This window comes from Janthinobacterium sp. GW822-FHT07H10 (genome assembly GCF_058798675.1).
The window spans coordinates 224,735-246,138 of the sequence record NZ_JBXAKS010000007.1; the positions used below are offsets into that span (position 1 = coordinate 224,735).

The following is a 21,404-nucleotide window of genomic DNA, read 5'->3' on the forward strand; positions in this document are numbered from 1 at the left end:
TGGTCAAGCATTTTATTTATGAAAGAACATCCCATGCAGATCGGCGAGATGGCGCAGGCGACGGGCTTGAGCCGCGACACCCTGCGCTTCTATGAGAAGCGCGGCCTGCTGCGCGCGCGGCGCGGCGCGAATGGCTACCGCGACTATCCGCCCGAGGCGGCCGACTGGCTGCGCTACCTGCGCACGGCGCAGCAACTGGGCTTTACCCTGGCGGAAATCGAGGCCGACATGCCGCTGCTGGCGGCCAGCGGCGACCCCGCCACGGCCGAGCTGCTGCGCGCGGCGCTGGCGCGCAAGCTGGACGATATCGACGCGCGCATCGCGGGATTGACGCAGTTGCGCGGCGAACTGGCGCGGCGCCTGGAGCCGCAGGCGGCCGCATGTCCGTTGCGGGGAGGCGATCTTGGCGGGAATTAAATAGGCTGCCAGGCTGCCGCCCTCGCTGTTGCTATCGGGCGCGGGCGGTGCGCAGGACGCCGAACCGGCCTGCGGCGACGTGCTGGCCTGGCCGGGCCAGAAGCCCGCGCATCTCGTCTGCCAGGGTTGCCAGCAGAATAGGCAACGCCAGGACCAGCCGTTCGAGGTGCGCTGCCAGGTGGAGGACCAGCATGCGCTGCAGGCGCAAGCGTATCTGCGGCGCGCCCATGGCTTGCCCAAGCTCCAGCGCTATTGCTGCATGTGGGACAGCACGCCCCATTCCTGGCGCGACCGCCGCACGGGCTACGGCTACGTGCTGCTCATGGCTACGGGCGAAACGCCGGCCAGGACGCGCGCCGCCTGGCCGCGGATCGGGAACGTTGTCGTGCGGGCCGACGGCTACGCGCAAGGCCCCTGAAAGACAAAAACCGCCTGCGCGATGCGACAGGCGGTGTTGACGTGGGGCAAAGCCGGGATTAGTTGGCGGCCTTGCGGCGGCGCAGGAAGCCCATCAGGCCCAGGCCGGCCAGCAGCATGGCGTAGGTTTCCGGTTCCGGCACGGCGGCCATCACGGCCACATTGTCGATCACGGCGCCCGAGTAATTGTCGAACGGCGTGCCGGCCTTGGCCGCGCTGGCAAACGACAGCGTCGCCAGGCCCGTGGAGGCGGCAGTGAAGCTCAGGCTGTTGCTGTACAAGGTATTCGAGGCGCCTGCCGTCGAGTAGAAATCCTGCGCCACGCCGCCAAAGCTGACGGCCACGCCCTGGCCTGCCGGACCGTTCGGATTGCGCGCCATGTCAAAGCTCAGGTTATATGTCTGGCCGGCCACGACGCTGAAGCTTTGCGACAGAAAACCGGGGCCTGGCGTGCCCAGCAAGTCGATGCTGTAGCCGTCGATGGCGTTGTAGGCATTGCGGATCAGGTCGACCGAGGAAGCGCCCACGTTCCAGCCCGTAATCGCGGACGAGCCGCTGTTGACGACCTGGAAGCCGCTGGCAAACGTGTAGCCGGGCGCGACGGTTTCGAAGTCGCCATTCGTGATCAGGTTGACGGGGCTGGCGCTGGCGGTGCCGGCTGCAAACAGGGCAAGGACGGCGGCGATGGCGGTGATTTTCATGGTGTGATTTCCTTGCCTTGTTGATAATTAAGTTACCTTAAGTGAAATCATATCTCAGCTTTGATGAAAATCAAAGAACTTTGCAAAAGAATATTGAATTTATCCAATTTGCAACACCCGTTTCAAGCCGCGGACGAAAAAAAGCCACGGCGTCCATCGTCCGCCGTGGCTTTCCCGTGGGCGGAGATGTGCCTCCCCTGCCCGTCTCCTCCTGCCTGCGATAACGGTCAGGCCACCTGCTTGGCCTCGAAAAACTGCTCGTCTTCCGTCGAGCCATGCAGGGCCGTCGTCGAACTTTGCCCCTGCTGGATGGCCTGCGTCACGGCGTCGAAATAGCCGGTGCCCACTTCGCGCTGGTGCTTGACGGCCGTAAAACCCTTGTCGGCCGCCGCGAATTCCGCTTCCTGCAATTCCACGAAGGCCGACATCTGCCGGCGCGCATAGCCGTGGGCCAGGTTGAACATGCCGTAATTCAAGGCGTGGAAGCCGGCCAGCGTGATGAACTGGAACTTGTAGCCCATGGCGCCCAGTTCCTTCTGGAATTTGGCGATGGTGGCGTCGTCGAGGTTTTTCTTCCAGTTGAACGAAGGCGAACAGTTATAGGCCAGCATCTTGCCGGGGAACTTAGCATGCACGGCGTCGGCAAACTTCTTCGCAAACGCCAGGTCGGGCTTGCCCGTTTCGCACCAGACGAGGTCGGCGTACGGCGCATACGCGCGCGCGCGCGCAACGGCTTGGTCGAGGCCCGCGCGGGTCTTGTAAAAGCCTTCCACCGTGCGCTCGCCCGTGCAGAAGGGGCTGTCGTTGTCGTCCACGTCGGATGTCAGCAAATCGGCCGCTTCCGCATCGGTGCGGGCGATGACGAGGGTCGAGGTGCCCATCACGTCGGCCGCCAGGCGCGCCGCCGTGAGTTTTTCCACCGCTTCGCGCGTCGGCACCAGCACCTTGCCGCCCATGTGGCCGCATTTCTTCACGGAAGCGAGCTGGTCTTCAAAGTGCACGCCAGCCGCACCCGCGTCTATCATGGCCTTCATCAATTCATAGGCGTTCAGCACGCCGCCAAAGCCCGCTTCCGCATCGGCCACGATGGGCGCGAAGAAATCGACGTCGTCCTTGCCTTCCGACCATTGAATCTGGTCGGCGCGCTGGAAGGTGTTATTGATGCGCTTGACGACAGTGGGCACGGAATTGGCCGGGTACAGCGACTGGTCCGGATACATTTCACCGGCATTGTTGGCGTCGCCCGCCACTTGCCAGCCGGACAGATACACGGCTTTCAAGCCCGCCTTGACCTGCTGCATGGCCTGGTTGCCCGTCAGCGCGCCCAGCGCATTGACGAACGGTTCATGCTGCAGCAGCTGCCACAGCTTGTCCGCGCCGCGCCGCGCCAGCGTGTGCTCGACCTGCACGGAGCCGCGCAGGCGCACCACGTCCCCGGCCGTGTAATTGCGCACCACGCCTTGCCAGCGCGGATTGCCGTCCCAGTCTGCCTGCAAGGCTGCTGCCTGCTCTTCACGCGTTGCCATGGTGTTTCTCCTCTCGACATGCCAGGTTGGAAGGACGTCCGTTGAGTAAATCATAGGCTGCTTTGCGCGCCGCAGCAACAGTCTTATATAAGACATATAACTTAAAATTTTACATATGAAATCAATTGCTTAATGATAATTTTTCAGGATGCGGAAGAGTATTTCTCTGCATGGGACAGCCACGGGCGTCCCGCCAGTCACGCCATTGCACCATGTGGAATGCCATCCACGGTGATGAAAAGCGGCGCCTGCCACCAGCATAGCGTCCAGCTCGCCAGTGGATTTGTGCGGCGACAAGCGGCGCAAAAAAAACGCGCCCGAAGGCGCGCATGGCGGATGACCAGATGTGTCCCGCTTAATCGAGTTGCTGGCGCGCCACGAGGATGCCGTCCGCATCGGCATAGATCCAGTCGCCCGGTTGCACGGTCACGCCGCTGACTTGCACGCGCACGTCGCGCTGGCCGGCGCCCGTCTTGTTGCTCTTGCGCGGATGCGTGGCCAGGGCCCGCACGCCGATCTGGCAGACCTGGATTTCCTCGCTGTCGCGGATGCAGCCGTCGACGACGATGCCGGCCCAGCCATTGCTGTCGGCCAGCACGGCCAGCTGGCCGCCCACCAGCGCTCGGCGCAGGCTGCCGCCGCCGTCGATCACTAGCACGTGGCCCTGGCCCGGCGTTTCCAGGGTGCTGCGCACGAGGGCGTTGTCCTCGAACACTTGCAAGGTGGTGGCGGGGCCGCTGAAACGCACGCGCTGGCCGAAGGCGCGGTAGACGGGCGGCAACACGGCCAGGGTGCCGTCGTCCAGCATGGCAGCATGGTCGTCGCACAGGTCGGTGGTGGCAAAAGTCATGCTTACTCCCTCAGTGACAGATGACAACGATTCTATGCCTTTTGCAGCGCCGCGGCACGCGTTTTACCGCCCACGCCGACGGCCGTGGCAATGGCCAGCGCCTGGAACACGCCGATGAAGACGAACAGCAGGGCCGGATGGTTGCCATCCATCAGCGCGCCAAAGAACAGGGGGCCGACGGCCAGGCCGCTGTCGAGACCCGAATACACGACGCCATACACGCGCCCCGTGGCATTCTTCGGCGCCGCCGCGCGTATCATCAGGTCGCGCGACGGCCCCGCCACGCCCGAGGTCAAGCCGATGGCGCCCATCAGCACGACGGCGCCCCAGGCCGGCACGACGGCCATGGCCAGCAGCACGGCCAGCAGCGCGGCGGCGGAAAAGGCGATCGCCACGTTGCGGTCCGGCTGCTTGCTGCGCGCGCCGACGATGCCGCCGGCCAGCATGCCCACGGCCGAAGCCAGCATGTAGGCCGTATAGGCGCTGGTGGCCAGCGCCAGGCTCATGCCATACAGCTTGACGAGGGCCACGCTGGCAAAGCTCTGGATGCCGCCCAGGGCGATGGCGGTAATGAAGAAGAAGGCAAAGCACATCCACACGGCGGGCAGGCGTAAGAAGTCCAGCGTGCCTTCGCCACCGGCCGGCTGGCCCGGCGCGGCCTTCTTCAGCGGCTCGGGGCGGATGGCGTGGCGGTTCAGGAACAGGACCAGCAGCACGGCGAACGGCAGCACGGCCGCGCATTGCAGCGCCACCCGCCAGTCATAATTTGTAGCGACATACGTCATGAACAGGGGCGCCAGGGCCCAGCCGATGTTGCCGCTGATGCCATGCACGGAAAAGCCGTAAGCCACGCGGGCCGCCGAGACGCGCTGGTTGAGGATCGTGTAGTCGGCCGGGTGGAACACGCTGTTGCCCATGCCGGCCAACATGGCGCCCAGCATCAGGGCCGCATAGCTGTGGGCGGTGGACAGGGCCAGCGCCGACACGCCCAGCAGGAAGACGCCGGAAAACAACACGGCGCGCGCGCCGAAACGGTCGACGACGAAGCCGGCCAGCGCCTGCCCCACGCCCGAGATGATGAAAAACACCGTCATCAGCAAGCCCAGCTCCGCATACGACAGGCCGAATGCGGGTTTCAGCCAGACGAACAGGGCCGCCAGGATCAAATGGTAGAAGTGCGACACGCCATGCGCCAGGCCCACCAGGGCGATGACGCGCGCGTCGCTGCGCAACGATGGTGGCACATGCGGCGGCAGGTGCGTTGCCGAGTTTGTTGTTATCATGTCATACCCTGTCTTATACTGGTGAAGCTCAAGTGTATGCAAAATACCATCGTCTGTTTTCCGACAGAACGACATAATTTATCGAATTAAGGCCAAGCTGATGGGTGTACCTATCCTCCACCATACTCGCATGTGTCCGCCACGGGAGGCGCCCAGCGCGACCATCCCCGTGACCATGATCGCGCGCGACCTGCAGCCCGATGAATTTCTCTTGCCGCACACCCACCCCTGGGGCCAGGTCACCATGGCGCTGGAAGGCGTGCTGCGCATCACGGCCAACAACAGCAGCTGGGTGCTGCCGCCCATGCGCGCCATCTGGATCGCGCCGAATGTGGAACATGCCGTCACGATACTGGAAAAAACCCGCTTGCGCCCGCTGTGCATCCATGCCGCGCGCGCCCCGTTCACGGGCAGCGACTGCAAGGTGCTGGAAGTGTCGAGCCTGCTGCGCCAGCTGATCATGGCGCTGGAACAGCTGGATCCGGGCCAGGAACCGGCGCGCGAAGCGCTGCTGGCCGAACTGATACTCGATGAATTGAAGCGCTCGGGTACGCGTCCCATCCGCGTTCCCTTGCCCAGCGACAAGCGCCTGAAGACCCTGTGCGACAGCCTGATCGACAAGCCTGGCCTGAACCAGACGCTGGAACACTGGGCGCAGCTGGTGGGCGCCTCGGAGCGCACCCTGGCACGGCTGTTCGAACGGGAATTGGGCATGAGTTTCGGCCAGTGGCGCCAGCAGGTGCGCCTGGCGCATGCGGCGCCGCTGATCGCGCGCGGCGTGCCGCTGTCGCAGGTGGCCGAAGAGCTGGGCTACGCCAGCCAGTCGGCCTTTTCCGCCATGTTCAAGAAGACTTTCGGCAGTTCGCCGTCGGCCTTCTTTGCCCAGGGCGACAGGATATGAGTAGCGCAGCAGCGTGCCGATACGGCGTTCCGGGCGAGGCGCGTCGCCGCAGTCCTTAGCCTGGCACGCAAGGCGGCGTGCGCGGCCAAGGTGATTTTAGCCGCACCCCAGGCCGGCCAGCGCGCGCTCAGGCCATGAAGTCGAAGAGCGAATTCTTGCCGGTATAACCGGGCAAGGCCGAATTCAAGCCCATCTGTTCCTGCGCCGAATACGCTTTTACCAAGGCCTGCGCCTGCGCCGTCAGCGCCTTGGCCAGCACGGCTTTCTTGTTGGTGAGGGTGGTGATTTCCTTGCCGACCGTTTGCACTTCCTTGCGGATAATGCTCGTTTCCCCCGTCAGCTCGCCGATCTTGCTCGCGAACTGGTCGGCCACGCCCTTGCCGTTATTCGTAAACAGCTTGCTGACGGCATCGGGATCGGCCGCGATGGCCGCCTTCAGCTTTTTCTCGTCGAGCACCAGTTCGCCGCTCTTGCCCAGGGTCACGCCAGCGCTGCCGAGAACGGAGGCGGGCACGCCCGTGCTGGCCGTGCGCAGCACCTGTTCCATCTGCGAACGCACCTGGCCCAGCGCCGTGTCGGATTTCAAGTCGCCCTGCTGCAGGCTCTGCAGCTTGCTGTTGAGCTCATTGTAGGCGGTGACGAAACTGGCCACGTTGCTGGCGATCTGGCTGCTGTCCTTGGCAATGACGAGGTCCGTCGTGCCCTTCTTCTTCAGTTCGATGGTGGCGCCTTCGATGGCCGTCGTCAGGGTGTTCGTGGCGCTCTTGATTTCCTTGCCGTCGACGGTCAGCAGCGCGTCTTGCGCGGCCACCGTCTGCTGCATGCCCTTGGCCGAGCCCGGCGCATACGCGAGCAGGTTGCTGACGGCCGCGTCGCCAGCCACGCTGATGCGCATGCTGCTGTCGGCGCCGCTCTTGCCGTTCAGCGCCAGCGAATAGCCATCCGGTCCCTTGACGACGCTGGCGTCGATGCCCTGCTGCTTGAGCGCGGCGGCGATGCCGTCCAGGCTATTGTTGCTGCTGTCGATGGTGAGCGAAATGATCTTGCCGCCGCCGGGCGTGAATTGCTTGCCGTCGGCCGTGCCCAGTTCGATCTTGACCAGTGCCGGCGCGCCCGTGCCGATCGGCGTCGTCGTCGACTTCTGCGCCCCGCTGAGCAGGGTCTGCCCCTGCGCCAGCTGCTTGACGTTCAGCTCGTGGCTGCCGCTGGCGGCCTTGTCGGTGGTGGTGGCGCTGAGCACATCCTTGGCGCTCGGCGTGGCCGAGGTGGCCAAGCCGCTGCCGGACATGTTCTTGGCCACGGTCTGGAATTTCGCCAGCGCCGACTGCAGCTGGCCCAGGCCCGAGAACTTGGCCTGGTCGCGCGCCAGCGAGGCGTTGAGCTTGACCACGCCCGTGTTCTGCGACTGCATCTGGCGCTCGACCTTGGCATACACGTCGGCCGAAATATTGCCCTGCGTGGTCTGCTGCGTATTGTTGGTGTAGGCCCTGCTGTTGATAGTCGAATTAAACATGGTGGCTTTTCATCCGGTGAGGGGGTGCGCCCACGGATCGGCATGACCGTGCGCGGCGTCTACAAGAGATGAGGCGGCAAACGCTCATGCGCGGCAGCGTCGTCTCTACTGATTGATAATTATGCAGCATGGCCAAAAGATCAAAACAGCGAGCAGAGCCATGTTTACCGCAGTGCATTGCCTTTGCACCATTTTAGCGCATTTCTACAGCGCCGCCGCTTGCGCGCAGGCCGATGGCGCGGCTAGCGCATGAACTTGGAAATGGCGCTGCTGACGGCCATGTCCAGGTGCTGGAAAGTGAGTCCCACCTTGAAACCGGCACTGCTGAAAATGCAATGCGACACGGACGTGCGCGCCTCGATGATATGCGCCTTGCCATCGTAAAACAGCTCGAACAGCACCTTGCCCTGCTTGCCTGTCGGCACCGGGTCGGCCACGACGGCCGACATGCCGCCCGGCCCCACGTCAAGCGTGCGCGCCGCCACGGGGCCCGCGCCATCCATCACCAACATTGCCTTGGCACGCAATATCTTGCGTGCGCCCTGCCTTTGCTCAACTGACACTGTATTCCGCTTCTCTATCAATTCATGGTCGACGCGGATTCACGAGGTGAATCCATCGGACAAATATTATAGTTCTAAACGGAAATTTAGTTTGACTTGTCTCAAGCTTGGCATTTAAACCATACCAACTTTTACTCGTGGTCGCGCAGCTTGTTGAACGCTTCGTCGATGCGCTCCACGCCGATGACCTTGATGCCGTCGATGGCTTGCTTCGGCAAGTTCGACTTGGGCACCACGGCCAGGGTAAAGCCCAGCTTGGCCGCTTCGCGCAAGCGCTCCTGGCCCCGCGGCGCGGGACGGATTTCGCCGGCCAGGCCCACTTCGCCAAACACGACGAGCCCGCGCGGCAGCGGCTTGTTGCGCATCGACGAGTTAATCGCCAGCAACACCGCCAGGTCGGCCGCCGGTTCCGTGATCTTGACGCCACCGACGGCGTTGATGAAGACATCCTGGTCGAAGGCGGCGATGCCCGCATGGCGGTGCGCCACGGCCAGCAGCATGGCCAGGCGGTTTTGCTCGAGGCCGACGGACAGGCGGCGCGCATTCGGCAAGTGGCTGGTGTCGACGAGGGCCTGGATTTCCACCAGCAGCGGACGCGTGCCTTCCTGCGTCACCATCACGCACGAACCCGGCACCTGGTTGTCGTGCTGCGACAGGAACAGGGCGGACGGGTTCGACACGCCCTTCAAGCCCTTTTCCGTCATGGCGAACACGCCCAGCTCATTGACGGCGCCGAAGCGGTTCTTGATGGCGCGCACGAGGCGGAAGCTGGAATGGGCGTCGCCCTCGAAATACAGCACCGTGTCGACGATGTGCTCGAGCACGCGCGGGCCGGCCAGCGCGCCTTCCTTCGTCACGTGGCCCACCAGAATGATGGTCACGCCCGTCTGCTTGGCCGCGCGCGTGAGCTGCGCGGCACACTCGCGCACCTGCGCCACGGAACCGGGCGCCGAGCTGAGGGCGTCCGAATACACGGTCTGGATCGAGTCGATGACCACCACTTCCGGCTTCAGGTCGGCCAGCGTGGCGAGGATCTTCTCGAGTTGGATCTCGGCCTGCAGCTTGAGTTCCTTGGCGTCGATGACGAGGCGCTTGGCGCGCAGGGCGATCTGCGCGCCCGATTCCTCGCCGCTCACATACAGCACGCGCTTGTGGTGCGACATGTTCGCCAGCGCCTGCAGCAGCAGGGTCGACTTGCCGATGCCGGGATCGCCGCCGATCAGCACGACGCCGCCCGCCACCATGCCGCCCCCCAGCACGCGGTCGAATTCCTCGATGCCCGTGCCGAAACGCGGCACGTCAATGGCGTCGATATCGTCGAGCGACAGCACGGGCGCCGTCTGCGCCAGCGACATGTGCTGCGGATTCGAATAGCGGTTGTTGCCGCCCGTCTCGGGCACGGTTTCCACCATGGTATTCCACTGGTTGCACGAGGTGCATTGCCCCATCCATTTATTGCTGATGGCGCCGCAATCGCTGCAGGTGTAGATGGTCTTGACTTTTGCCATGGTGTACTTTGCCCGGTAAGGTGAAACTGCTGTCTATATATACAGTATATACAAACAGCGCGCTCGCGTCACTGTTGCCTCACCCCTCGGTCACGGGCACGCGCGGCGCCAGTGCGCACATCAGCTCGTAGCCGATGGTGCCGGCGGCCAGCGCCACCTCGTCGATCGGCATGCCCTGCCCCCATAAGGTCACGCTGCTGCCCACCCGTGCGCCGGGCACGGGCGTGAGGTCGACCATCAGCATGTCCATCGACACCCTGCCGATGAGCACGGTGCGCACGCCGTCGACCAGCACGGGCGTGCCCTCGGGCGCGTGGCGCGGATAGCCGTCCGCGTAGCCGCAAGCCACCACACCCACCTTGACGTTGCCGGCCGCCTCGTAGCGGCTGCCATAGCCGACCACCTCGCCCGCGGCGATGTCCTGGATGCCGATGATGCTACTGCGCAAGGTCATGGTGGGCAGCAAGCCGAATGCCTGCGCCGACGTGCCGCCGGGGGCGCCGCTGGGCGTGCCGCCGTACAGCATGATGCCGGGGCGCACCCAGTCGCTGTCGAGCCGGTGCAGCAGCAGGCCGGCCGAATTGCACAGGCTGCGCGGCAAGGGCGTGCCTATGCTGGCCGCGCCCGCCTCGAAGCGCAGCATCTGCTGCGCCAGTGGCATGCGCGTGGGCGCCGCTTCGTCCGCATTGGCGAAATGCGTCATCAGGGTGATCGTGCCGACATGCGGCATGGCGCGCAGGCGCGCATACGCGGCGGCCACGGCCTGCGGGGTGAAACCCAGGCGGTTCATGCCCGTATTCATTTTCAGCTGCACGTCGATGGGCCGCGGCAGGCGCGCCGCTTCCAGCATGGCGATCTGTTCAACACAGTGCACGCTGCCGCTCAAGCCGTACTGCGCCATGACAGGCAAGTCGCTGGCGTCGAAAAATCCTTCCAGCAGCAAGATGGGCTTGGTCCAGCCCAGTTCGCGCAAGCGCACTGCGTAATCGACCTCGACCAGCGCCAGGCCATCGGCTTGCGCAAAGCCCCGCATCGCCCGCTCCAGGCCATGGCCATAGGCATTCGCCTTCACCACGGCCCAGACCTTCGCGCCTTGCGCGCAGGCGCGGGCACGCGCCAGATTATGTTGCATGGCATCGAGATGGATGGTGGCGATCAGGGGCCTGGGCATATGCGTCGTTCACGGCAGGTGGGAAAGCCGTATTTTACCGGATGGGCCGGACGCGGGTCGGCAGGCGTGCACGATGGTCGCACACGACAGTATTTATAAAATGCTCATATGTATGTGTATTTTTCTACGGCAGAAAAATTAAGCTTCGCTTAGGCAAGACGATGCAAAGCGGGCCCGTCCAAACTTGGGGTTTGCCGTTTTTTCGTGGTATAAAGCAAGCCAGATATGATTTCAGGCATTCCAGAATGAATCGTGGTTTTTATACCATCATGGCGGCGCAGTTCTTTTCCTCGCTGGCAGATAACGCCCTCTTTTTTGTCGCCGTCGATTTATTGGTGTCCATGAAATCCCCGGCGTGGATCACGCCGCTGCTCAAACTGTCGTTCGTGCTGTTCTACGTGCTGCTGGCCGCCTTCGTCGGCGCCTTCGCCGACGCCCTGCCTAAAGGCAAGGTCATGTTCATCGCCAACATGGTCAAGATCTTTGGCTGCGCCCTCGTCTTTTTCCACGTGCACCCGCTGCTGGCCTACGCCGTCGTCGGCTTTGGCGCGGCCGTGTACTCGCCCGCCAAGTACGGCATCCTGACGGAATTGCTGCCGCCGGAAAAGCTGGTGGCGGCGAATGGCTGGATCGAAGGCTTGACCGTCACCTCCATCATCCTCGGCACCGTCATGGGCGGCGCGCTCGTCAGCGGCCACGTGTCCGACATGCTGCTGTCCTTCGACTTCCCGCTGATCGACACGGGCATCACCAACAAGACGGAAGCGGCCCTGTGCGTGGTGGTTGGCATCTACATCCTCGCCACGCTGGCCAACCTGAAGATTCCCGACACGGGCTGCGTGTATCCGCACCAGGAACGCAATCCTATCAAACTGATTACCGATTTTGCCAATTGCTATTCCATCCTGTGGAAAGACAAGCTGGGCCAGATCACCCTGGCCGTGACGACCCTGTTCTGGGGCGCCGGCGCCACCTTGCAGCTGATCGTGCTGGAATGGGCCAAGCAATCCTTGAATATGCCGTTCGACAAGGCGACCAGCCTGGTGGGCGTGGTCGCCATCGGCGTGGCGGCCGGCGCCGTGCTGTCGGCCCGCTTCATTCCGCTGCGCAAATCGCTGACCGTCATTCCGCTCGGCATCGCCATGGGCGTGATCGTCATGATGATGACGCAAGTGCATTCCGTGTGGATCGCCTACCCGCTGCTGATACTGATCGGCGCCCTGTCCGGCTTCTTCGTCGTGCCGATGAACGCCCTGCTGCAACACCGCGGCCACGTGCTGATGAGCGCAGGCCATTCGATCGCCGTGCAGAACTTCAATGAAAACCTGTCCATTTTGACCATGCTGGCCGTGTATTCCATCATGATCCGCCTGCACCTGCCGCTGAACATCATCATCACCCTGTTCGGCCTGTTCGTCGCCGGCACCATGTACATGATCATGCGCAAGCACAAGCTGAACCAGGCCGAACACGACAATCTGTCGCTGATTGGCGAGCAAAAACATTAAGCAATGTGGCGTCGGATTACGCGCTACGCGCTAATCCGACCTACCGCGCTAATCTGACCTACGTAACTGAGCACCATAATCTGTCGTTGATTGGCAAGCAGAAACACTGAAACACTCAACCCAAGCCAAGGATGGGGGCAGACCATCAGGGTCGAACCCCGGATTTCGTATTGGGTTCAGAGTTTTAAATCGGTAAGCCACCTGCCAGCCGTCGCGCGGCAGCCTGCGCCGTCCAATCCTCGGGCACGACAAAGCCCCTCGCGCGCTCCACTTCCCAACCTTCGATATTATCCACCTGCGCCACCATCACCGGTTGCGCCAGATCAAACAACTGCGCTTGCAAGGCGGCCGCATCGAGCACCGCCACGTCGCGGCCCTTGAACGGCGCCAGCCACTGCAGGCGCGGCAGGACGACATAGCGCTGTCCCGCCAGCTGTGCCGGCGTGCACCAGAAGCCATGACCATGCTCCAGGGAAATACCGTCGATGCGGGGCGCCGTGCCGGGGGCGTAGAACAGCCAGCCCTTGACCAGCGCCTGCGCCGCGCGCACCGGTTGCGCCAGCAAGTTTTGCGCGGCCGGATGGCGGGACAGGGCCAGTTGCTTGTCGAGTATCTTGCGCATCTTCAAGCCCAAGGTATCGGCCAGGTTGGGGCCGATCAAGTGGTTGAAAATGCCGGGATCGGGCGCGCCTTCGAGCAGGTAGAACTTGGTGGCAAATTCCCAGTGCAGCAAGGAATTGCCGTCGCCATCCATGTTTTTCAGCAGGAAGTCGAACTCGCCCACGGTGTCGTTGCGGTTGACCTGCACTTGCAAGCCGTGGGCTTGCAATACACCATGTTGCTCAAAATAAAAGGCCAGCAGCTTTTCAGCATACAGGCCCAGGCGGGAATAGAATCGCGGCCCCAGCGCCGCATCGAGCGGCGCCGGCTCCACCTGCAGTGCGCCCAGCCATGCGACCACGGCGGGCGTGAGCGGCCCCAGGCTGGCGATGCGCCCGCCCCAGTGGGCGCTGGCCGGGGCCAGCAAGTCGGGCGAGTCGAGCAGCCAGGCCAGCGCCCGCACGTGGGGGCGGGTCAGGTGCCCCCAGCGTTGCTCGAAACGGGCCTGGAAGCTGTCGCTGGCCGTGTCAGCCGCGGGCATGCGTGCTTTTCGCCAGGCACAGGTCGGCCCAGGCGCGCGCCTTGGCCTTGCCCGTCTCATCCTGCAGCAGCATTTCCGGATGGAAGGTCGCCACGACGGCAGCATTGCCCATCTGGCGCACCTTGCCGCGCACGGGCTTTTCGCCCGGCGTGATGCCGGCGGCAGCCATCGAACCGAGGGTGACGATGGTGCGCGGTTGCAGCAGGGCCAGTTCGCGCTCGAAATACGGCCGGCAAGCGGCGGACTCGGCCTCTGTCGGCAAGCGTTCCTGTCCCGCATCATCGAGCGGACGGCATTTCAGCAAGTGGGTAATATACACATCGCGCCCCGCATCGACGGCGATGGCTTTCAGCATATTGTCGAGCAACTGGCCTTGTTCGCCCGGCAAGCCGCGCCCTTCCCGCTCTTCCGCACGCGAGGGGCTGCTGGCCAGCATCAGCCAATCGCCCTGGCGATCGCCACGGCCCATGACGACGCCCTTGCGCGTCTTGCACAGGTCGCAGCGCGCGCATTTGGCCACGGCCGCCGTCAAGCCTTCCCAGTCGAGGGCGGCGATGTCGGCGTCGCTCAGCTGCCTGGCGGGCGGCGGCGCGGGCGCGTCGTCGAACCAGGCCGTGTCGTCCGACGCGGCGGCTGGAACGGGCACGACGGCAACGGCGACCGGTGCCATCTCTGCCACATCCGCCACGACGGCCACTTCGGCAGGCACCGCAGCCACGGGCGCAGGCGCTTCGGCTGGCGGCGTTGCGGCCACCGGCACGGGGACGTGGACGGGTGCCGGCACCGTCACGGGCGCGGCAACCTCCACTGTGGCAACGATGTCCGCCAGCGCTGCTTCGGCGGCCTCGGGCGCGGCGCCCTGGCGCAGGCGCCACAGGGGGCCGACGCCCATTTCATCGAGGAAAACGGCGCTGCGGCTCATAAGGTATAACGCATCACGATGGCGTCCTCACGTTGCGAGTTACTGGCCGGATAGTATCCCTTGCGCCGGCCTATCTGTGCAAATCCATAGCGCTGGTAAATATCGAGCGCGCGCACATTCGACGGGCGCACTTCCAGCAGCATCGATTCCATGCCCAGCTGGCGCGCGCAGGCGCAGGCCTGGTTCAGCAGGAAACGGCCCAGCCCCTGGCCCTGAATGGCGCCGTCGACGGCCACGTTGAGCAAATGCGCCTCGTCGACGACCAGCATCAGCAGGAAGTAGCCGAGCAAGGTGCCATCCACGTCGCGCAAGACCCAGGCCGGGTAGCCGCTCTGCAGCGAATCGACAAAGTTGCCATGCGTCCAGGGATGCGGATATACGCGCTGCTCCAGCGCCAGCACTTCGGCCAGGTCCGCTTCGCCCATCGGCTGATAGTCGAGGCGCAGCAAGTCCCAGCCGGCTGCGCTGTCGGCCTGCGTTACCGCGTCCTTGCCCGCCTCCCTCATTGCACGGACTCCGCGGCCGCCTTGGCGGCCTGCATGTCCAGGCGTTCGGCGCTCGTGTAGGCGATCTTGTTGCGCAAGTACAAAGGCTGGGCATCGGCCGCCTTCACGACGTGGCCGGCGGCAAAAGCGATGCGCGCCAGCTGCGCCACCTGCACGGCGTGCGGCATGATGGCGGCATCGGCAGTGGCGGCGCAGGGCAGCGCGGCCAATGCCTCGGCATACGCCGTGAAGCCATTGCCGCAGCCGGCGACGTCGCCTTGCGGCGCCACGCCGGCCGGCGCGCTCAGGGCCGGCGGCAAGACGGCTTGCAAGCCATCCTGATAATCGTATTGCGCCCAGTACACTTCACCCATGCGGGCGTCGAGCACGGTTACGATGCGTTGCGCGCCATGCTGCTGATGGCACGCGAGCGCCATCGCATCGAGGGTGACGACGGGCACGACGGGCAGGCTGGCACCATAGGCCAGGCCTTGCGCGATGCCGCATGCCGTGCGCACGCCCGTAAACGAACCGGGGCCGGAGCCATAGGCGATGGCGTCGACCTCGGCCAGGGTCACACCCGCTTCGGCCAGCAGTTCTTGCACCATCGGCAAGATGGACTGGGAATGGGTGCGCACGCCCGAGGAAGAGCGGGACAGGACGGCATCGCCGCGCAGCAAGGCGCAAGACGCGAGTTCCGACGAAGTTTCAATAGCAAGCAGGGTGGGAAGTAAGGTAGACATAGCGTATTTTACCCTGCCGCGCCATGGCGCGGCACTCCCCGGCGCGGCAAGGCCGTGATGGGCAGGCGGCGCGCCGGGGCTGGCAGGACCTGGCATGAACCGGGCCCGGCGCCAGCCATGGCCACGAGGCCGGCACCAGCCGCAGCCGCAGCCAAGGCATCGCCCTGCCAGGCCCCGCTTGCACAGCCCATGCGCGAGGACGGCTATAATAAAAGGCTGAGCCGATTTATTTGACCTGCGTCATTGCGCCGCGCCGGCCATGATCGGCGACACCATCATTCCACTCTTGCCCTGGTCCGCTCCGTGAATCCACTTCTTGCTAAACTGCAACCATATCCGTTTGAAAAGCTGCGCCAGCTGTTTGCCGGCGTGACGGTCAATCCCGACTACGCGCCCATCAGCCTGGGCATGGGCGAACCCAAGCATCCGACGCCAGCCTTCATCGAGCAGGCATTGACGGACAATATCCATGGCCTGGCCAGCTATCCGACCACCATCGGTTCGGAAGCCTTGCGTACCGCCATTGCCGGCTGGCTCGAGCGCCGCTATGGCATCCCCAAGCTCAATCCTGCCACGCAAATCCTGCCCGTGAACGGTTCGCGCGAAGCGCTGTTTGCGCTGGCGCAAACGGTGATCGATCCGTCGGCCGGCTCGCTCGTGATCAGCCCGAATCCGTTTTACCAGATCTATGAAGGCGCGGCCTACCTGGCCGGCGCCGAACCGTATTTCGTCAATTCCGACCCGGCGCGCAATTTCGGCTGCGATTACGACAGCGTGCCCGCGTCCGTGTGGGAAAAGGTCAAGCTGCTGTTCCTGTGTTCGCCGGGCAACCCGACGGGCGCCGTCCTGAGCCTGACGGACTGGGAACACCTGTTCGCCCTGTCCGAGCGCCACGACTTCGTCATCGCCGCCGACGAGTGCTATTCCGAGATTTACCACGGCGACACGCCCCCGCTGGGCGCACTGCAGGCGGCGCACATGCTGGGCCTGTCCACCATCGAGCGTCCATATGCGCGCCTGGTGGTGTTTTCCAGCCTGTCGAAGCGCTCGAACGTGCCGGGCATGCGCTCGGGCTTTGTCGCCGGCGACGCGGAAGTGCTGAAAAAATTCCTGCTGTACCGAACCTACCACGGCGGCGCCATGAGCCCCGCCGTGCAGGCGGCCTCCGTCGCGGCCTGGAACGACGAAACCCATGTCGAGGAAAATCGCGCCAAGTACCGCGCCAAGTTCGACGCCATCACGCCGCTGCTGCAAACGGTGATGGACGTGCAACTGCCGGACGCCGGCTTCTACCTGTGGGCCGACGTCAGCCGCACGGGACTGTCCGACACGCAATTCGCGCAACGCCTGTACGCCGAATATAATGTCACGGTATTGCCTGGCAGTTACCTGGCGCGCGACGCGCACGGCATCAATCCGGGCCGCAACCGCATCCGCATGGCCCTCGTGGCCGAAACGGCCGAAGGGCTGGAAGCGGCGCTGCGCATAGTAAAATTCTGCCAGCAGCTTTCCGCATCCGCATCAATCAACTAAACAAGACATCATCATGAGCCAACAACTGCAAAACATCATCGACCAGGCCTGGGAAAACCGCGCCGAGATCAATCCGGGCAACGGCACTGCCGAACTGCGCGACGCCGTCGCCCACGTCATCAATGGCCTGGACAACGGCAGCATCCGCGTGGCGGAAAAAACCACGGGCGACTGGGTCGTCAACCAGTGGGTCAAGAAAGCCGTGCTGTTGTCGTTCCGCCTGGAAGACAACGTCGTCCTGCCATCCGATGGCACGATGCAGTTCTACGACAAGGTGCCGACCAAGTTCGCCAACTACACGAAGGAAGACTTCGCCAAGGGCGGTTTCCGCGTGGTGCCGCCAGCCGTCGCCCGCCGCGGCAGCTTCATCGCCAAGAACGTCGTGCTGATGCCGTCCTACGTCAACATCGGCGCCTACGTCGATGAAGGCGCCATGGTCGACACCTGGGCCACCGTCGGTTCCTGTGCGCAGATCGGCAAGAACGTCCACCTGTCCGGCGGCGTCGGCATCGGCGGCGTGCTCGAGCCCATGCAAGCGAACCCGACCATCATCGAAGACAATTGCTTCATCGGCGCCCGCTCGGAAATCGTCGAAGGCGTGATCGTCGAGGAAAACTCGGTCATCTCGATGGGCGTCTACATCGGCCAGTCGACCAAGATCTACGACCGCGCCACGGGCGAAGTCACCTACGGCCGCGTGCCAGCCGGCTCCGTCGTGGTGTCGGGCAACCTGCCATCGGAAGACGGCAAGTACTCGCTGTACTGCGCCGTGATCGTCAAGCGCGTGGATGCGAAGACCCGCGCCAAGACCGGCATCAACGAGTTGCTGCGCGGAATTTAATCACTGCGCCGCAAGGCGCACGCCGCACCCCGGATGTCCCGCTCTGGCGGGACATTTTCATTTCCGGTACGCAACTTCAATCGTCCCGCCCCCGCCTTCCATCCTGTCCTATACTGGATGGCATGAATACACCTCCCGTATTGATCGTCGGCGCCGGCCCTACCGGCCTCATGCTTGCCTTGCGCCTGGCGCGCCATGGCGTCGATTGCCGCATCATCGACAAGAATAGCGGACCGGGCCAGGCGTCGCGGGCCATGGCCGTGCATGCGCGCACCCTGGAGTTTTACCAGCAGCTGGGCTTTGCCGACGAGCTGGTCAGCCTCGGCATCAAGATCAATGCGGCGCACATCCATGAAGGCGGCGAGGAACTGGTGAAACTGACGCTGGGCGAGATCGGCGAAGGCCTGAGCCCCTATCCCTTCGTGCTGAGCCTGCCCCAGGACGAACATGAACGTTTTCTTATCAGCAAGCTGGCGGCGGCCGGCGTGCACGTGGAATGGAACCTCACGCTGGACCTGTGGACGCAGGACGATAGCGAAGTGCAAGCCATTCTATTGAAAGATGGCGAACGCCAATATTGCACGTTTGACTATATCTGCGGCTGCGACGGCGCCCGCAGCGCCGTGCGCACGATCGCCGGCGTGGACTTTTCCGGCGGCACCTATGACCACCTGTATTACGTGGCCGATGCGCAGGTGGCCGGCGGCAACACGGATTTGCACGCCCACCTGGGCGCGAATTCCTTCGCCCTGATGCTGCCCGTGCGCACCAGCGGCATGCAGCGCCTGATCGGCATCCTGCCCGACCGCCCGGAAGGCGCGCCCGCGCCCGTCTTCGACGACGTGCGCGCCGACGTGGAAACCCTGCTGGGAGCCCAGGTCGAGCACGTCAACTGGTTTTCCACGTATAAAGTGCATCACCGGGTGGCCGGGCAATTTCGCCAGCGGCGCTGCTTCCTCCTCGGCGACGCGGCGCACTTGCACAGCCCCGTCGGCGGCCAGGGCATGAACACGGGCCTGGGCGACGCCGTCAACCTGGCGTGGAAACTGGCGCAAAAGCTGCACGGCCAGAGCAACGACGCCCTGCTCGACACCTATGAAAGCGAGCGCATCGTCTTCGCGCGCCGCCTCGTCGCCACCACCGACCGCGCCTTCCAGGCCATCGTCGCGCAAGGCATGGCCGGGCAATTCCTGCGGCGCTGGCTGGTGCCGCACGCGCTGCCCTTCCTGTCCGGCTTCGAGCGCGCGCGCCGTTTGCTGTTCAAGACGGTATCGCAAATCCAGATCAGCTATGAAGACAGCGCCCTGTCCGCCGGCTACGCGGAACACTTGCGCGGCGGCGACCGCCTGCCGTGGTTCTCCGATGGCACGCAAGACAATTTCACGGGCCTGCGCAGCATGGATTGGCAATTGCATATCTATGGCGAGCCGGCGCCCGAACTGCTGGACGAGGCGCGTGTGCTCAAACTGCCCGTGCATTGCTATACCTTCAACGTGGCCGCCAAGCTGGCCGGACTGGGCCGCGACGCCGCCTACCTGGTGCGCCCCGACGGCCATATCGCGCTGGCCCTGCACCTGCAGGAAAGCGGCGCCCTGCGCGCCCTGGCCTTGCGCCTGGGCCTGCATTTCGGTGCGCCAGAGATGGGCAAGGCGGCGCCGCGGCCCGTGTAGGGGAATCCGCGGGACATGTTGCAGCGCCGCATCGGCTGCACATCGACTGTATAATGACGGCTAACATCGCATATCGTGCTGGCGCAAGCGCCGCGATCAAGCGAACCGCATTCATTCCCCGTTAGCACTATCACTATGACCATTACACTCTACGGTATCCCCAACTGCGATACCGTCAAAAAGGCCCGCACCTGGCTGGCCGCGCAGCAACTCGACTTCGCCTTCCACGACTTCAAGAAACAGGGCCTGGAACGGGCCACCGTGGAAGCGTGGCTGCAGCAGCTGCCGTGGGATGTGCTGGTCAACAGGAAAGGCACGACCTGGCGCGCCCTGTCCGACGAGCGCAAGGCATCGATCACCGACGCGGCCAGCGCCCTCGAGCTGATGCTGGAAAACCCGTCCATCATCAAGCGCCCCGTGCTGGACAAGGATGGCCAGTTCAGCGTGGCGTTTTCCGATGCGCAGTACAAGACCATTTTTTCAGTTTAAACCCGCCACCTGCAAGGCTGGGGCGCCCCCAAGGGTACGACCCCGCTCGACACCATGACCACCTCCAAAACCCTCGCCCTGACCGAAAAACTGATCGCCCTGTCCTCGGTCACGCCCGATGACAAGGGCTGCCAGCAGCACCTGATCGATATCCTCACGCCGCTGGGCTTTGCCTGCGAGACGATACAGTCGAACGACGTCACCAACCTGTGGGCGCGCCGCGGCACGACGTCGCCCGTGTTCGTCTTTGCCGGCCATACGGACGTGGTGCCGACCGGCCCCGTCGAGCAATGGCGCTCGCTGCCATTCATTCCCACCCACCGCGACGGCAAGCTGTACGGCCGTGGCGCGGCCGACATGAAGACTTCGATCGCCGCGATGGTAGTTGCCTGCGAGGAATTCATCGCCGCCACGCCCGAGCACACGGGCTCGATCGCCTTTCTGATCACGAGCGACGAGGAAGGCCCGGCCACGGACGGCACCGTCATCGTCTGCGACAAGCTCAAGGAACGTGGCGAACGGATCGACTATTGCCTGGTGGGCGAACCGACGTCGAGCGCGCAGCTGGGCGACATGATCAAGAATGGCCGCCGCGGTTCGCTGTCGGGCCGGCTGACGATCAAGGGCGTGCAAGGCCATATCGCCTACCCGCACCTGGCGCAGAACCCCATCCACGAAGCGGCGCAGGCGCTGGCCGACCTGGTCGAGGAAAAATGGGACGCAGGCAACGAATATTACCTGCCGACGTCATGGCAAATGTCCAACATCAACGCGGGCACGGGCGCCAACAACGTGATTCCGGGCGACATGGTGATCGATTTCAACTTCCGCTTTTCCACGGCCAGCACGACGGAAAGCCTGCAGGGGCGCGTCCACGCCATCCTCGACAAGCATGACTTGCAATACGATTTGCAATGGACCCTGAGCGGCCAGCCCTTCCTCACGCCGCGCGGCACCCTCTCCGACGCGCTGTCGTCCGCGATCCATGCGGAAACGGGCATCACGACGGAGCTGTCGACCACGGGCGGCACCTCGGATGGCCGGTTTATCGCGCAGATCTGCCCCCAAGTGATAGAATTCGGGCCGCCCAATGCCAGTATTCACAAGATCGACGAGCACATCGAACTGCGCCACATCGATCCCCTGAAAAATATTTACCGGCGTACGCTGGAGCATTTGCTGCCCGTCTGAATGAATACCGAGGCCCGTCACGGCGGGCCAG

Annotated in this window: 21 protein-coding genes; 9 read left to right on the forward strand and 12 right to left on the reverse strand. The window is 64.0% G+C overall.

From position 1 onward, the window contains the following. Positions 1-33 precede the first annotated feature (33 nt). Positions 34-417, forward strand: coding sequence for a MerR family transcriptional regulator (locus tag AC1RDJ_RS17670; RefSeq protein WP_493028319.1), 384 nt, complete (start codon positions 34-36; stop codon positions 415-417). A 28-nt stretch (positions 418-445) separates the two neighbouring features. Then, positions 446-835 (forward strand): DUF4952 domain-containing protein, encoded by a 390-nt coding sequence (locus AC1RDJ_RS17675; RefSeq protein WP_493028267.1) that lies wholly within the window; start codon positions 446-448, stop codon positions 833-835. Between the two features lie 58 nt (positions 836-893). Here AC1RDJ_RS17675 and AC1RDJ_RS17680 read toward each other — a convergent pair whose 3' ends face one another. The 4 genes from AC1RDJ_RS17680 to AC1RDJ_RS17695 all read right to left on the reverse strand — a co-directional run bounded on the left by AC1RDJ_RS17680 (position 894) and on the right by AC1RDJ_RS17695 (position 5,194). Next, entirely contained in the window at positions 894-1,535 is a 642-nt protein-coding gene (locus AC1RDJ_RS17680; RefSeq protein WP_493028268.1) for a choice-of-anchor C family protein, read from the reverse strand. Between the two features lie 227 nt (positions 1,536-1,762). After that, positions 1,763-3,061 (reverse strand): isocitrate lyase, encoded by a 1,299-nt coding sequence (gene aceA, locus AC1RDJ_RS17685; RefSeq protein WP_493028269.1) that lies wholly within the window; start codon positions 3,059-3,061, stop codon positions 1,763-1,765. Between the two features lie 355 nt (positions 3,062-3,416). Beyond that, entirely contained in the window at positions 3,417-3,911 is a 495-nt protein-coding gene (gene rraA / locus AC1RDJ_RS17690; protein ID WP_071322862.1) for a ribonuclease E activity regulator RraA, read from the reverse strand. Positions 3,912-3,943: 32 nt separating this feature from the next. Next, positions 3,944-5,194 carry an MFS transporter gene (locus AC1RDJ_RS17695; RefSeq protein ID WP_071322861.1) on the reverse strand — a complete coding sequence of 417 codons (1,251 nt, stop codon included), beginning with the start codon at positions 5,192-5,194 and terminating at the stop codon, positions 3,944-3,946. 130 nt (positions 5,195-5,324) lie between these two features. On the opposite strand from AC1RDJ_RS17695, the gene AC1RDJ_RS17700 reads away from it, so the two are divergent. Continuing rightward, positions 5,325-6,095: an AraC family transcriptional regulator gene (locus AC1RDJ_RS17700; protein WP_083411692.1), complete on the forward strand. Its 771-nt coding sequence runs from the start codon at positions 5,325-5,327 to the stop codon at positions 6,093-6,095. 127 nt (positions 6,096-6,222) lie between these two features. Here the strand turns inward: AC1RDJ_RS17700 and fliD are convergent, their stop codons facing one another. From fliD to alr, 4 genes are all read right to left on the reverse strand, one after another. After that, on the reverse strand, positions 6,223-7,608 hold the full coding sequence (fliD, locus tag AC1RDJ_RS17705) for a flagellar filament capping protein FliD (RefSeq protein ID WP_493028270.1): 1,386 nt from the start codon (positions 7,606-7,608) through the stop codon (positions 6,223-6,225). Positions 7,609-7,850: 242 nt separating this feature from the next. Beyond that, positions 7,851-8,171, reverse strand: a complete 321-nt coding sequence (locus tag AC1RDJ_RS17710; RefSeq protein WP_289885836.1) for a PilZ domain-containing protein — start codon at positions 8,169-8,171, stop codon at positions 7,851-7,853. A gap of 131 nt (positions 8,172-8,302) precedes the next feature. Further along, on the reverse strand, positions 8,303-9,679 hold the full coding sequence (gene radA, locus AC1RDJ_RS17715; protein ID WP_071322857.1) for a DNA repair protein RadA: 1,377 nt from the start codon (positions 9,677-9,679) through the stop codon (positions 8,303-8,305). Between the two features lie 79 nt (positions 9,680-9,758). Next, positions 9,759-10,850 carry an alanine racemase gene (gene alr, locus AC1RDJ_RS17720; protein WP_289885835.1) on the reverse strand — a complete coding sequence of 364 codons (1,092 nt, stop codon included), beginning with the start codon at positions 10,848-10,850 and terminating at the stop codon, positions 9,759-9,761. Positions 10,851-11,095: 245 nt separating this feature from the next. Here alr and lplT point away from each other — a divergent pair, with 245 nt between their 5' ends. Then, a complete protein-coding gene (lplT, locus tag AC1RDJ_RS17725; protein ID WP_071322855.1) occupies positions 11,096-12,358 on the forward strand; it encodes a lysophospholipid transporter LplT in 1,263 nt (420 codons plus the stop codon). 184 nt (positions 12,359-12,542) lie between these two features. Here lplT and AC1RDJ_RS17730 read toward each other — a convergent pair whose 3' ends face one another. From AC1RDJ_RS17730 to tsaB, 4 genes are read right to left on the reverse strand one after another with little or no spacing between them, the layout of a single operon-like run. Then, complete coding sequence (locus tag AC1RDJ_RS17730) at positions 12,543-13,499, reverse strand: DUF1853 family protein (RefSeq protein ID WP_493028272.1); 957 nt, start codon at positions 13,497-13,499, stop codon at positions 12,543-12,545. Next, on the reverse strand, positions 13,486-14,421 hold the full coding sequence (locus AC1RDJ_RS17735; protein WP_493028273.1) for a uracil-DNA glycosylase: 936 nt from the start codon (positions 14,419-14,421) through the stop codon (positions 13,486-13,488). The genes AC1RDJ_RS17730 and AC1RDJ_RS17735 overlap by 14 nt, the downstream gene beginning before the upstream one ends. Continuing rightward, positions 14,418-14,927 carry a ribosomal protein S18-alanine N-acetyltransferase gene (gene rimI / locus AC1RDJ_RS17740; RefSeq protein ID WP_071322852.1) on the reverse strand — a complete coding sequence of 170 codons (510 nt, stop codon included), beginning with the start codon at positions 14,925-14,927 and terminating at the stop codon, positions 14,418-14,420. Before rimI ends, AC1RDJ_RS17735 begins: the two co-directional genes overlap by 4 nt. Further along, the gene (tsaB, locus tag AC1RDJ_RS17745) at positions 14,924-15,649 is read right to left on the reverse strand and encodes a tRNA (adenosine(37)-N6)-threonylcarbamoyltransferase complex dimerization subunit type 1 TsaB (protein WP_289885832.1); all 726 of its coding nucleotides are present in this window, start codon (positions 15,647-15,649) and stop codon (positions 14,924-14,926) included. Before tsaB ends, rimI begins: the two co-directional genes overlap by 4 nt. Before the next feature lie 303 nt (positions 15,650-15,952). Here tsaB and dapC point away from each other — a divergent pair, with 303 nt between their 5' ends. From dapC to dapE, 5 genes are all read left to right on the forward strand, one after another. Further along, on the forward strand, positions 15,953-17,182 hold the full coding sequence (gene dapC, locus AC1RDJ_RS17750) for a succinyldiaminopimelate transaminase (protein WP_071322850.1): 1,230 nt from the start codon (positions 15,953-15,955) through the stop codon (positions 17,180-17,182). A gap of 13 nt (positions 17,183-17,195) precedes the next feature. Then, a complete protein-coding gene (gene dapD, locus AC1RDJ_RS17755) occupies positions 17,196-18,023 on the forward strand; it encodes a 2,3,4,5-tetrahydropyridine-2,6-dicarboxylate N-succinyltransferase (RefSeq protein ID WP_071322849.1) in 828 nt (275 codons plus the stop codon). A 122-nt stretch (positions 18,024-18,145) separates the two neighbouring features. Beyond that, a complete protein-coding gene (locus tag AC1RDJ_RS17760; RefSeq protein WP_493028274.1) occupies positions 18,146-19,693 on the forward strand; it encodes an FAD-dependent oxidoreductase in 1,548 nt (515 codons plus the stop codon). A gap of 135 nt (positions 19,694-19,828) precedes the next feature. Continuing rightward, the gene (locus AC1RDJ_RS17765; RefSeq protein WP_289885829.1) at positions 19,829-20,182 is read left to right on the forward strand and encodes an ArsC family reductase; all 354 of its coding nucleotides are present in this window, start codon (positions 19,829-19,831) and stop codon (positions 20,180-20,182) included. 54 nt (positions 20,183-20,236) lie between these two features. Then, positions 20,237-21,373: a succinyl-diaminopimelate desuccinylase gene (gene dapE / locus AC1RDJ_RS17770; RefSeq protein ID WP_493028275.1), complete on the forward strand. Its 1,137-nt coding sequence runs from the start codon at positions 20,237-20,239 to the stop codon at positions 21,371-21,373. Positions 21,374-21,404: the final 31 nt, after the last annotated feature.

Excerpts from the sequence above, each read along its gene's own strand:
- AC1RDJ_RS17670 (WP_493028319.1), top strand. The coding sequence starts at position 34 with ATGCAGATCGGCGAGATGGCGCAGGCGACGGGCTTGAGCCGCGACACC.
- AC1RDJ_RS17680 (WP_493028268.1), bottom strand. The coding sequence starts at position 1,535 with ATGAAAATCACCGCCATCGCCGCCGTCCTTGCCCTGTTTGCAGCCGGC.
- aceA (WP_493028269.1), bottom strand. The coding sequence starts at position 3,061 with ATGGCAACGCGTGAAGAGCAGGCAGCAGCCTTGCAGGCAGACTGGGAC.
- rraA (WP_071322862.1), bottom strand. The coding sequence starts at position 3,911 with ATGACTTTTGCCACCACCGACCTGTGCGACGACCATGCTGCCATGCTG.
- AC1RDJ_RS17695 (WP_071322861.1), bottom strand. The coding sequence starts at position 5,194 with ATGATAACAACAAACTCGGCAACGCACCTGCCGCCGCATGTGCCACCA.
- AC1RDJ_RS17700 (WP_083411692.1), top strand. The coding sequence starts at position 5,325 with ATGTGTCCGCCACGGGAGGCGCCCAGCGCGACCATCCCCGTGACCATG.
- fliD (WP_493028270.1), bottom strand. The coding sequence starts at position 7,608 with ATGTTTAATTCGACTATCAACAGCAGGGCCTACACCAACAATACGCAG.
- radA (WP_071322857.1), bottom strand. The coding sequence starts at position 9,679 with ATGGCAAAAGTCAAGACCATCTACACCTGCAGCGATTGCGGCGCCATC.
- alr (WP_289885835.1), bottom strand. The coding sequence starts at position 10,850 with ATGCCCAGGCCCCTGATCGCCACCATCCATCTCGATGCCATGCAACAT.
- lplT (WP_071322855.1), top strand. The coding sequence starts at position 11,096 with ATGAATCGTGGTTTTTATACCATCATGGCGGCGCAGTTCTTTTCCTCG.
- AC1RDJ_RS17730 (WP_493028272.1), bottom strand. The coding sequence starts at position 13,499 with ATGCCCGCGGCTGACACGGCCAGCGACAGCTTCCAGGCCCGTTTCGAG.
- AC1RDJ_RS17735 (WP_493028273.1), bottom strand. The coding sequence starts at position 14,421 with ATGAGCCGCAGCGCCGTTTTCCTCGATGAAATGGGCGTCGGCCCCCTG.
- rimI (WP_071322852.1), bottom strand. The coding sequence starts at position 14,927 with ATGAGGGAGGCGGGCAAGGACGCGGTAACGCAGGCCGACAGCGCAGCC.
- tsaB (WP_289885832.1), bottom strand. The coding sequence starts at position 15,649 with ATGTCTACCTTACTTCCCACCCTGCTTGCTATTGAAACTTCGTCGGAA.
- dapD (WP_071322849.1), top strand. The coding sequence starts at position 17,196 with ATGAGCCAACAACTGCAAAACATCATCGACCAGGCCTGGGAAAACCGC.
- AC1RDJ_RS17760 (WP_493028274.1), top strand. The coding sequence starts at position 18,146 with ATGAATACACCTCCCGTATTGATCGTCGGCGCCGGCCCTACCGGCCTC.
- AC1RDJ_RS17765 (WP_289885829.1), top strand. The coding sequence starts at position 19,829 with ATGACCATTACACTCTACGGTATCCCCAACTGCGATACCGTCAAAAAG.
- dapE (WP_493028275.1), top strand. The coding sequence starts at position 20,237 with ATGACCACCTCCAAAACCCTCGCCCTGACCGAAAAACTGATCGCCCTG.